At 65.4% G+C, this 12,000-nt stretch carries 7 protein-coding genes and 1 pseudogene; all 8 read left to right on the top strand.

Annotated features, from left to right (window positions below; all coding sequences use genetic code 11):
* Positions 1 to 766: 766 nt before the first annotated feature.
* Positions 767 to 973, top strand: a complete 207-nt coding sequence (locus tag QJT78_RS43820; protein WP_155258155.1) for a hypothetical protein — start codon at positions 767 to 769, stop codon at positions 971 to 973.
* Positions 974 to 1,016: 43 nt separating this feature from the next.
* A complete protein-coding gene (locus QJT78_RS43815; RefSeq protein WP_248889852.1) occupies positions 1,017 to 2,381 on the top strand; it encodes a fatty acid--CoA ligase family protein in 1,365 nt (454 codons plus the stop codon).
* A gap of 26 nt (positions 2,382 to 2,407) precedes the next feature.
* A complete protein-coding gene (locus QJT78_RS43810; RefSeq protein ID WP_210192220.1) occupies positions 2,408 to 3,121 on the top strand; it encodes an SDR family oxidoreductase in 714 nt (237 codons plus the stop codon).
* Positions 3,115 to 3,477 (top strand): acyl carrier protein, encoded by a 363-nt coding sequence (locus QJT78_RS43805; RefSeq protein WP_049831997.1) that lies wholly within the window; start codon positions 3,115 to 3,117, stop codon positions 3,475 to 3,477. Before QJT78_RS43810 ends, QJT78_RS43805 begins: the two co-directional genes overlap by 7 nt.
* Complete coding sequence (locus QJT78_RS43800) at positions 3,474 to 9,656, top strand: type I polyketide synthase (protein ID WP_028153765.1); 6,183 nt, start codon at positions 3,474 to 3,476, stop codon at positions 9,654 to 9,656. Before QJT78_RS43805 ends, QJT78_RS43800 begins: the two co-directional genes overlap by 4 nt.
* Before the next feature lie 13 nt (positions 9,657 to 9,669).
* Positions 9,670 to 10,422, top strand: coding sequence for an alpha/beta fold hydrolase (locus QJT78_RS43795; protein WP_224518135.1), 753 nt, complete (start codon positions 9,670 to 9,672; stop codon positions 10,420 to 10,422).
* 12 nt (positions 10,423 to 10,434) lie between these two features.
* On the top strand, positions 10,435 to 11,184 hold the full coding sequence (locus QJT78_RS43790) for a 4'-phosphopantetheinyl transferase superfamily protein (RefSeq protein WP_049831998.1): 750 nt from the start codon (positions 10,435 to 10,437) through the stop codon (positions 11,182 to 11,184).
* A 455-nt stretch (positions 11,185 to 11,639) separates the two neighbouring features.
* Positions 11,640 to 11,894, top strand: a pseudogene (locus QJT78_RS43785) (IS110 family transposase); the annotation flags it as partial.
* Between the last annotated feature and the right edge of the window lie 106 nt (positions 11,895 to 12,000).

Here is a 12,000-nt window from a genome sequence, read left to right as displayed (position 1 = left end):
TCAACGCATACAACGACAGAGCCGAGCCCTTCGTCTGGACCAAGAAAAAGGTCCGTCAACGCCGTTTCAAAGGCCGCCGTATCACTCAGCTCTGATTCCGGGTACTAGAGCCCGGCTTGGGTCGATGCCGGACATCGCGTGGCCTCCCGCGGCGAATAGAGCGCGGCAAACTCTCGCTCCAGCGACGACAGTGCTGCGAACCATGGGAGTGCCAATGTCAGTGCTTTGCGGCAAAAATTCCGTGCTCACGATGTTACGCAGCAGGCCGGTGAACTCGGGCGCGCAGTCCGACTCTTCCTAGTTCGCCGCCTCGTGGCACCGTTAGGCGTGCCACCAACGAGCACGATACGCTTGTCATCGCGCACCCAGAGTATGCCGTGGACGTGCACCACCTCGTAGTTCTATTTCGGCACTTGGCCGTGCGCCTCGTTCTGCTCCCGTACCCACCTAGGCGAGATGAAGGCTTCGGCGCCGCGAAATCACCATTAGCTGCGTGCCCAAAGGACGGCGTTCCCCAACCGTGTCGAGCGAGCATGAGGGCCCGACACCTCACGAACGCTGCTCGGCGATCTTGCGGAAACGAGGTCAGATGCTTGCGCAAGCTGCAAGAACTGAGAGGTTACTCTGATTCGTCTGCTCAATAGGCTCGGCCCCCGCCTAAACCGGATTTATCGAGACAAACATGATAGGCAAAGAAGAAAGCAAGCTAAAGCACCTCCAGGCCGTCGACAGTGCGAGCGCGCGATATCAACAGTACGTCCAGTTGATGAGCGAATTCCACGACATCGTCCAGGTGCTTTCGTCGAATTCCCGGGCATGGATCACGATGGTCATCGATGCGCAGAAATCGGCGCTCGACCTGTACCGCTCGATGCTGGCGGCTGCCGGCGGGTACGACGGCATTGTGCCGGAATTGGCCGACGCGAGCGCGAGGCATTTGCTGCAAGCGGCGCAGGGCTGGTCGCGCGATTGAGCCCGCCAGATCGGCTTGTCTTCACTCCTCCAAGGAGCGCGCGATGTCAACGGACTTCAGGACTCTGCTCGCATCGTTTGGAAACCGGCATTGCCTGGTGACCTCGGACGGGAGCATGAACTACGACGAATTTGCGGCACGGATGCGTGACTGGCAAGCCCAACTGGCGAAGCTGGGATGCCGCGCGGGGCAGGTCCTTGCCGTGCGCAGCGACTATTCCAGGGAGGCCTGCGCACTGCTTCTTGCGATCGCCGCGATAGGCGCCATCGTGGTGCCGCTGTCGTCGTCGAGCGCGGCGAAGACAGAGGAATACCTGGAGGTCGGGCAGGTCGAAGGTGTCTTTGTCCTGCCGCAGGATGGCCAGTGGACATTCGAGGAGCGGCCGGTGCCGTCGCAGCGGCACGAACTGATCACCCAGTTGGGCCGCGAAGGCGCACCAGGGCTGATCCTGTTTAGCTCCGGTTCCACCGGCCGCAGCAAGGCTTCGCTGCTGAACTTCGAGAAGCTCACCGCGAGGCTGCGACAGAAGCCTGGACGCGCATACACGACCCTGGCCTTCCTTCTGCTGGACCACATCGGCGGCATCAACACCCTGCTCAACGTCCTCGGCCAGGGCGGGACCGTCGTGACGCCCGCGAGCCGGACACCGAACGCGGTGTGTGAAGCCATCGAGTACCATCGCGTGCAGTTGCTTCCGACCAGTCCCACGTTCCTCAACATGCTGCTCATATCAGAGGCCTACAAGGAGCACGATCTTTCCTCGCTTGAATTGATCACCTACGGAACCGAGCCGATGCCCGAGACGACGCTCGCGGCCTTGCACGATGCGTTTCCACGCGTCAAGCTGAAGCAGACCTACGGCCTGTCCGAGCTCGGCATCATGCCCACACAATCGAAGAGCTCGGCCTCGCTGTGGATGAAACTCGGCAGCGAGGGCTTCGAGCACAAGATCGTCGATGGCGTTCTCTGGATCCGTTCCAGCTCCGCGATGCTCGGATACCTCAACGCCGCATCGCCCTTCGACGCCGAGGGCTGGTTCAACACGCAGGACATCGTCGAGACCGATGGCGACTACGTGCGTGTCCTCGGACGACGCTCGGAAATCATCAACGTGGGCGGAGAGAAGGTCTATCCGAACGAAGTCGAGAGCGTCTTGCTGGCAGCAGGCAACGTGCGCGACGTGACGGTATCAGCCAAGGCGAACGCGATCACCGGGCAGGTGGTGGCGGCACGCGTAAGCCTGATCGCGCCGGAAGACACCACACTCGCGGCATCGCGATTGCGCCGCTTCTGCGAAGCTCGGCTCGAACGCTACAAGGTTCCGGTGAAGATCAACATCAGCGACGTCGACCATCACAGCGACCGGTTCAAGAAGAACCGCTTTGCCTCGGCCGAGGGGGCGCAATGAGCGCGATACACGACGAGCCGGTCATCGTGAGCGGCGGCAGTCGCGGCCTGGGTCTAGCCCTGGTCCGCGCCTTCCTGGCCTCGGGCAGGCGGGTCGCGACGTTCAGTCGCTCGCCCACGCCGCAGATCCAGGCGCTTGCCGCGGAACCCGCCCAGCATGACCGCTTCCATTGGGAGCAGGTCGACGGCACCAACGCGGCCGCCATCCACGACTTCGTCGGCGCCGTCGGCGGCAAGTGGGAAGGCATCGGCGCACTGGTCAACAACGCGGGCATCGGCGCTGATGGCTTGCTGACCCTGATGCGGCAGGCCGATGTCGACCGCACGATCTCGCTCAACCTCGGCGGGACCGTGCTGCTGACGCAGGCCTGCTCCAAGTGGATGATTCGCGCGAACCGGGGATCCATCGTCAACGTCTCCTCGGTGAATGCGATTCGCGGCCATACTGGCGTCGCGGTCTATAGCGCCACCAAGGCGGCGGTTGATGGCCTGACCCGAAGCCTCGCACGCGAGTTGGGCCCGCGCGGCATCCGGGTCAATTCGGTGGCTCCCGGCTATTTCGAAAGTGACATGGTCAAGGAGCTCAGCGACGCCGCGCGCGAGCGGATTGTCCGGCGTACGCCACTCGGGCGAATGGCGCAGATCAGTGACATCACGAATGTCGTTCAGTTTCTCGTGTCGGACCTGGCGGCTTTCGTGACCGGCCAAGTCATCGTCGTGGACGGAGGAATTACATGCTGAAGGAAGGAATTGCAGCGGCGCACGTGAACGGCCTGGTGCATGCCGCCATCACCCGCATCATGGAGCTTCGGGGTCTTCCCGCGAAGAGCCTGCAGGGCGACGACAAGCTCAACGCGACCCTGGGGCTACGCTCGCTGGACCTGGCGGAGCTCGTGTTCGAGCTCGAATCGGTATTCGGCGCGGATCCATTTCAGAAGCTCGTGCCGATCACCTCGGTGCGCACCGTTGATGACCTCGTGGGCGCCTATCGGCGGCTGTTCGATGCCAACGGCGGCCAGGCCCACGACGTGAAGGAACTCGTCGAGGCGCAGCGCGCAAGCCAGAGCCGGCGCGAGAAAAGGGAGTCGCGGCAATGACCGCGGAGCCTGCCCGCGAGAGGGGCGTCGCGATCATCGGGATTGCCTGCCGGCTTCCCGGGGCGAGCGACTGGCGATCCTTCTGGAGCAACCTCGCCAAGGGCGTCGAGTCGATCACGTTCTTCGACGACGACGCCCTGCTGAAGGCGGGCGTGGATCCGGCCGTGCTGCGCGACCCGCAGTACGTGAAGGCTGCTCCGGTGATCGCGGACTTCGATCACTTCGACGCCGGGCTCTTCGAGTATTCACCGCGCGAGGCTCGCGTCACCGATCCGCAGCAGCGCCTGTTCCTCGAAGTGGCGTGGGAAGCCTTCGAGGATGCCGGGTACCGGCCACAAGGCTTCGACGGGGCAGTGGGCGTCTTCGCCGGCGCGGGCGGCCTGGTGAGCAGCTATTTCGCCTCGAACCCGAGCCTGCAGGGCTCGACCGGCGGAGTGGAGCACATCGGCAACGACAAGGACTTCATCGCGACGAGGGTGTCGTACAAACTCGACCTGACGGGCCCGAGCCTGACCGTGCAGACTGCCTGTTCGACGTCGATGGTGGCGGTCAACCTGGCTTGCCGCAGCATCATGGGCGGCGAGTGCGACATGGCCCTCGCGGGCGCCGCGTGCGTTCGGGTGCCTCACCATGGCGGGTACTACTTCCGCGAGGGCGACATACAGTCCCCCGATGGACACTGCAGGGCCTTCGACGCGGCCGCGCAGGGAACCGTGTTCGGCAGCGGGGTCGCGGCCGTCTTGCTCAAGCACGTGGAGGATGCGATCGCCGATGGCGACCACATCTACGCCGTCATCCGCGGCTCGGCAATCAACAACGATGGTGCGGCCAAGATCAGCTTCACGGCATCAAGCGTGAGCGGCCAAGCGAAGGCGATGCTGGAGGCGTTCGACCGGGCCGGCGTGGCGCCGGATGCCATCGATTACGTTGAGACGCACGGTACCGGGACCGTCGTCGGCGATCCACTGGAGATCGAGGCGCTGACGCGCGTGTTTCGCACCGACACCACGCGGACCGGCTTTTGCGCGATAGGCTCGGTCAAGACCAACCTCGGCCACCTGGAGCAGGCCGCGGGCCTGGCCAGCCTCATCAAGGTCGCCCTCGCATTGCATCACGGGAAGATCCCGCCCAGCCTGAACTTCAAGACGCCCAATCCCAAGATCGCTTTTGCGGAAACACCGTTCTTCGTGAACACCGAGCTTCGCGACTGGCCGAGCAATGGCTCGCGCAGGCTGGCCGCCGTCAATGCGCTGGGGCTTGGCGGGACGAATGCGTTCGCGATCCTCGAGGAGGCGCCCCCGGCGGTACCCCGCCTCGTACCCGAAGCGGATCGCCCGTTGCATGTGCTGCCGTTGTCTGCCCGCTCGGAAGCCGCCCTGCGAAGCCAGATCGAGCGCTGGCGCCAGCACATCAGCAAGTCGGGCCAACTGCTGGCGGATCAGTGCTACACCGCGGCTACGGGGCGGGCTCAACTGGACTTCCGCTTCACGGCCATAGGCAGCACGCGCGAGCAATTGGTCGAGCAACTGACGCAGGTCGCCCCCCACGCCATGGGTATCCGCGCAGGGCGGCGGCCGCTGGCGTTCCTGTTCACCGGGCAGGGTTCGCAGTACTCGGGGATGAGCGCGGAACTGTTTCGCACGCAGCCCGTCTTTCGCGCCGCGCTCGAACGCTGCGAAGCGCTGTCACGGCCGCATCTTGAGGTGCCCTTGCTGGAGATCATCTTCGGCGGGCACGAGCTCATCCACCAGACCGCGTACACGCAGCCGGCGCTCTTCGCCGTGGAATGGGCGTTGGCGCAGCTGTGGCAGTCATGGGGCATCATGCCGGATGCCGTCATCGGGCACAGTGTCGGCGAATATGTCGCGGCTTGCGTGGCCGGCGTCTACGAGCTCGGGGCAGCGCTCGCACTGATCGTCGCGCGCGGGCGGCTGATGCAGTCTTTGCCGGCGGGCGGGGCAATGGCGGCGCTGTTTGCCAACGGCCCGGCCGTGGAAGCCCTGCTGGGCAGGAAGATCGGGCGCCACCTCAGCATCGCGGCCTACAACTCGCCCGACAACACCGTCATATCGGGTACGGCATCGGCGGTCGCGGAGGCGCTTGAGCTGGCCGCGCAGGCGGGCGTGCAGACGAAGCAGCTGACCGTCTCGCATGCATTCCATTCGCCCCTCATGAAGCCGATCCTGGGCGACCTGGAGGCGCTTGCCGCGAGCCACGCGGCGAATACGCCCAAGCTCGCGCTGATCGACAACCTGAGCGGCGTACAGATGATCGACGCGCCGACGCCGCGCCATTGGAGCGAGCACTCGTTGAAGCCGGTGCGCTTTGTCGAGGGCATGCGCACGCTGGCTGCGATGGGCATCGTCGACTTCCTTGAGATCGGGCCCGGTTCCACCCTGGTGTCGCTGGCGCAGCAGACGCTCGGCGACGCGGGCGGAGCCGAGCGTCGCTACCTGAGCTCCATCGGCAAGGACAGGGAATGGAGCCAACTCGCGCAGGCGGTGGGCGCGTTGTGGCGCAGTGGTGCCCCGGTCGACTGGCGCGGGTTCGATGCAGCGTATGCGCGGCGCCGGGTGTCCGGTCCTACCTATGCGTTCGAGCGCGAGCGCTACTGGATCGAGCGCGTGCACCGGCCCGCGCCCGCGGGACAGGAAGGCTTGCTGGGGCAGCGCCTGAAGTCGCCGCTGCCAGCCTGGCAGTTCGAGACGGTGTACGACCTGGACCGGCTACCCTGGCTGACCGATCACCGCATCTTCGGCCATGCCGTGTTGCCCCTGACGGCCGGATTGGTGGCGTTGACTAAGGCCGCACGGATGCGCCTCGGCTCAGCGGCCGTTGCCGTCGCCTCGCTCACCTACGGCGCGGCGATGGTGATTCCCGATGCCGGCTCGCTTGTGGTCCAGGCATTGCTGTCCAGCGATGGCGATGGCCTCGTCGCCGAGATTGCGAGCCTCGACCCTGCCCATACAGGTGAATGGCAGCAGCACATGGCTGGGCGCATCGAGGCTCTGCAGGCGCGCAGCATGGAAGACTTGCCGGGGCCTGTCGCGACGTCGCTGGGCATCGAACGCATGCGGGCGGTGGCGCCGCAGGACTATTACGCCGCGATCGAGCCGCTCGGCTTCGGATACGGCCCGGGATTCCGCGGGATCGCCGAGCTGTGGCAGGGCGACGGGGCCGTGGTCGGCAGAGTTGCCTTGCCAGCACACTTGGGGGCATCGGCGCATGAGCTGCACCCCGCGCTGCTCGACGCCTGCCTGCACACCTACCCCGCGCTGATTCCGGACTATCGGGACCTGGCCCACCTGCCGCCGGGATCCGACGGCACCTACCTGCCGATCTCGATCGAGCGATTCGAGATCTATCGCTCCGGCGTCGATCGCGCGTGGGTGGTCTGCAGCCTACGCGAAAGCGATGGCGGAAAAACCGGATTGACCGTCGACATCAGGATCTTCACTGAGGACGGGACTGCGGTCGCGCTCATGGCCGGCCTAAACGTCAGGCGATTGACGCAGCGAGTCATCGCCCCTGAAAGTGCCACTTCTATCGTCCAGTCGATCTACGCTGTGCAATGGATCGAGAAGCCGGCGTTGGCAGCACTGGCGGCCGAGCCCAGGAACGGTTGGCTCATCCTCGGCGAGTCGGGCGGGCTGGGTGAAGTGCTGGCCCAGAGACTGGGCCAGCAGAATCTTTCGGCCACGGTGCAGGACCCGCGGCGCTGGAAGAAAGCCGCGGATCCGGACAACGCAATCCGCAAGGCGGCGAAGCGGCCGGGCGGGCTGCACGGCGTCGTGCTGATGCACGCGCTGGATGTGCAGACCTCCGCCAAGATGAGCGTCGAAGAGATAGCGGCGGCCGAAGCGCATTGCTGCCGCACCGCATTGCAGGTCATGAAGATGCTGGCCGCCTGGGCCGAGAGCGGTGAGCCAGTGCCGCGGGTCTGGATCGTCACGCGCGCGAGCCAGTCGCCCGAGCCCCAGGCGACAGGGGGCGATCCGCTGCACGCATCGCTCTGGGGCCTTGGCCGAGTCGCGGCGCTGGAGCACCCGGAACTCTGGGGCGGCATGATCGACCTGGGCGACGATGGCGACGTGGACGGCCTAGTCGGCGAATTACTCGGAAGCGATGGCGAAATGGAGATCGCATTGCGCGCCGCCGGGCGCTACGCGCCCCGACTCGTGCAGGAGCAATTGACCGCGGATGGCGACCATGTCATCCAACCGTCCTTCGATGCCGAATCCACATATCTCGTCACCGGTGGACTAGGCGCTCTGGGGCTTGTCGTGGCGAATTGGCTGGTGGAGCGCCGCGGCGTACGCCACCTGGTGCTGACGGCGCGCCGGCCTCCCGGCGAGGCCGCAGCCGCCGTGCTGAAGCAGCTCCAGGACAAGGGAGCGCAGGTGATTGTCAAGGCGGCGGACATCGCGCGTCCCGATGACGTGAGCGCCCTTTTCACCGGCATCGCGAGCGACATGCCTCGGCTGAAGGGCGTATTCCACTGCGCGGGCCTGCTCGACGACGGCGTGCTGCTGCAGATGGAGTGGGACAAGTACATCCGAGTCACGCAGCCCAAGGTGCTAGGGGGCTGGCTCCTGCACCAGGCCACGCGAGGGCTGGACATCGATCACTTCGTTCTCTTCTCGTCGGTGCTCAGCGTCGTGGGGTCGATGGGACAGGTGAACTACGTCGCGGGCAATGCGTTCCTCGACGGCCTGGCCGAGCACCGCCGCCGCGCCGGGTTGCCGGCCCAGGTCATCAACTGGGGTCCATGGGCCGAGACCGGCTTGGCGACGGAGTCCGGCAAACGCGGCGAGGCTATCTGGAGGTCCAGGGGAACCCGGTACATACCGGCGGACGAGGGGATCGAGGCCTTGCAGGCCATCATGGCGCGGCGACTCCAGCAGGCGGTCGTCTCGATCACCGACTGGTCGCTGTGGGCCGGGCAGTATCCCAGCGCGCCCCCCTTCCTGCAAGCGGTGGCTCGCGGGAAGGCCCAGGCCGCGCAGCCTTCGGGCGATCGAGGCGCCATACTCGCGCGCCTGGCCGCGGCGCCTGCGGATAGCCGAAGGGATGTGCTCGTCGATGTTGTTTCGGGGCTCGTGCGCTCCATCCTCGAGATCCCCGGCGGGATCAACCCCGAGCAGCCCCTACGCGAGCTCGGCCTGGACTCGCTGATCGCCATCACGCTGATCAACCAGCTCGATGCCACGCTGGGCGTGCGCGTGGCCGCCGCGACGATGCTCAAGGGGCCGAGCGTGGCGCAGCTGGCCGACGAGCTGCTGCCCAGGATCAATGTCGACTCCGCGCAGATCGCGACACATGAAGGCGGGACCGCCCCGGCTGTCGTCGTCGCCACGGCGCGGCACTCCGAAGCATCGAAAGGCAGATGGCTGGTGGAGATCCGACGTAACCCGGATGCCCGCTATCGGTTAATCTGCTTCCCGTTCGCCGGCGGCGGCTCAGCCGTCTATCGCGGGTGGGCCGAGAGCGCCGAACCCAATGCGGAGATCCTCGCCATCGAGCCTCCGGGCCGCCTGGCGCGCATCAACGAAGCGCCGTTGACGCGCATCGATGATTTTGTGGAAGACCTGTTGCCGCAGTTGAGGGAGTATTTGGATCGCCCGGTCGCGCTCTTCGGCCACTGCATCGGTGGCCTCACGATGTACGAGGTCGCGCGGACCCTGGTCGAGCGCGAGGGCGTGGTGCCCTTGCACCTGTTCGCCTCTGGGTCGCGCCCGCCGCATCGCCTCATCCGCGATGCACCCTTCGAGAAGCGGCTGGCCTCGTCGCTGCTCGAACTACCGGCGTTCCGTCCGACGCTTCCGAGCTATCGCCAGCCGGATGCTGTGCTGGCCGAGATCCTCCGGCACTTTCGGATCGATGCGACGGTGGAGATGCTGTCCATCACCGAGCTTCGCGAGCTCGTGCTGCCGGTGGTGCGCGCAGAGTTCGAGATGGCGAGCCGGTATGTCTTCACGCCGGCGACGCCCTGGCAAATTCCAATCACGAGCTTTCGCGGCCAGGATGACGAGTACGTGAGCCATGACGACGGGGCAGCGTGGGCGGATCTAACGGACGGGCCCTTCAATCTCCTGACCCGGCAGGGCGCCCATTTCGGGGTCGTCGAGGACCGCCCATTCATCCAAGGCGTGATCGCGCAGTCGCTCGCGCTCAACTGATCGGTGCACGAGCATGAGGTCGCCGGCAGGGCCGTGGTTACCGCTAGGAGGTGTCTCGGAAGCGGCACGCTTGTCGCTCTTCTGCTTCCATCACGCCGGTGGCGGCGCCTCAGCGTTCAAAGAATGGCGCCGGCTCATGCCGCGCGAGATCGATGTGCTGCCGGTGCAACTGCCCGGGCGGGAGGAACGGATCGACGAGCCGGCCTGCCGCAGCATGCCGGCGCTCATCGCGGAGCTGCTCGAAGCCATGGCGCCTTGCCTCGACCGTCCGTTCGCGCTGTTCGGACACAGCTTCGGCGCCGCAGTCGCTTTCGAGCTGACGCGGCAGCTTCGCCGCAAGCCCTCGCACCTCTTCGTCTCGTCGTGGGTCCCGGTGGATGTCTCGGCAGGCGCGGTTCGACCGACGCGGCTGACCGACCCTGACTTCATCGCCCGGATCGGCCACTACGGCGGACTGCCCGAGGCGGTGACCAATGACCGGGAGATGATGAGCGCGTTGATCAAGCCGATGCGGGCGGACGTCGAGATCCTGGAGACCTATCGTCCCGAAGCTCCTGTACGCCTTGCCTGCCCGACGACCCTGCTGGGCGGCGAGGACGATCCCGTCGTGCGCCCGGAGCTTCTCGAGCGATGGGCAAGCCACGTGCACGCATCCGTGCCCGTGCTGCTTCCCGGCGGCCATTTCTACTTTCGCAGGTCTTTGCCGGTGTTAATCGACCTCGTGGTGTCGACGCTCAGGCCGGTGCTGAGCGCGATGTCTCACTAACGACAGCACGCGATGTGGCCCACCGCCCGACCTGCCAATGTCGCGCCTGCGCTCGCGCGCGGCGACGTGCACCTGTGGCTGGTCGAGCTGGATGGTGCCTGCGACACCGGCCGGCTGCTGCCGGTGCTTTCCGATGCGGAGCGCATGGTCGCGGCCGGGCACCGGGCGGATGAACGCCGCCGGCGCTACATCGTCGCGCATGCCGCCTTGCGGCAGCTGCTGCAGGCCTACGTCCACATCAGCGCTGTCGATCTGGTCTTCGCCACCGGCCGCTTCGGCAAGCCGCGCACCGTTCTACCGCGCTTCATGCCGCCGATCCACTTCAGCCTGTCGCACGGCGGACGCCGATGCCTGATAGGCATCGCGCGCGGTGGGGAGGTAGGAGTCGACATCGAGCCGATCGATCGCCGAGGCGACATCAGTTCCATGGCGATCGCGGTGCTCAGTGAATCGGAACACGCGCGTTGGCGGGCGCTGTCGCCTTGCGCGCGACGCTCATCGCTGTTGCGAACGTGGACCTGCAAAGAAGCCGTGCTGAAGGCCTCCGGCATCGGCCTGTCCATCAGCCCTCGCCGTTGCGAGATCGAGTGGCCGCGCACCCAGGTCCCTCGACTGGCATCGCTCGACGGCCAGGCGATGCCGGAATGGACCCTCAAAGGGTTGGAACCCGATTCCACCTTTGTGGGTTCATGGGCCGCGCAGGCGCCATTGCGCGCGACACTCCATGCGGTTTTCAACCAGGCATTGGAAGAAAGCGCATAACAGTCGCCGGCAAGGCGACGACACGGAACGGACCAGCAGCATCGAAGCCTCTGACGTTCGATGCGATAACTTGCCGGCAGGCAACGTGCAGGTGGGCTCGGCGTGGTCAGCCGTTCGCAAAGGTACGCATCCTTTGTCCACGCAGTGGCCAAGAAGGAGATGGTTTCCGTCGGCGCGATACTACCACCAACGACATTTGCGTCTCGCAGCCGTGTACTGACGACAAACTGTAAATTGAGCAGGCCTCTGGTTCCGGGCGAGTATGGCATCGATTTCATTTGGCTCGTGGGGATGAAGAGTATCCATTCGGCGTAGCTTTCAATTACATAGGGTAATCGCGGGGTTGGGAACGCCGGCGCGGTTGTGATGCGTTGGATTAAGGTGGTTGCCCCCCGATAGGATGAAGTACGGGCTCTCGACTCGACGCCGAGCCCAGCATCAAACGGGAGACAACCATGAAGCAGTTTATCGGCCTCGACGTCTCATTGAAAGATACATTCGTCTCGGTGCGCAAAGGAGGCAAGCGGATCTGGCGCGGAAAATGCCCATCCGATCCCAGGCTGATAGCCGAGGTCATCCGCAAGCGTGCACCGAACGCGGAACGCGTCGTGTTCGAGACGGGCCCCTTGTCAGTCTGGTTTTACCACGCACTGACACAGGAAGGATTGCCAGCGATTTGCATAGACGCGCGGCACGCCAAGGCGGCGCTAGCCCGTCCTATTCGTGAGAGTGCGGCTTTTGGGCCCGATTGATGCGGCCGCACATCTTGTCTGACGAGGCGCACAGGATTGCCTTCGGCTTTTCGCCGCCTGACGA

It is taken from the genome of Bradyrhizobium sp. Mp27 (assembly GCF_029953005.1).
Classification (GTDB): domain Bacteria; phylum Pseudomonadota; class Alphaproteobacteria; order Rhizobiales; family Xanthobacteraceae; genus Bradyrhizobium; species Bradyrhizobium barranii.
This window is presented reverse-complemented; position numbering and strand designations above follow the sequence as displayed.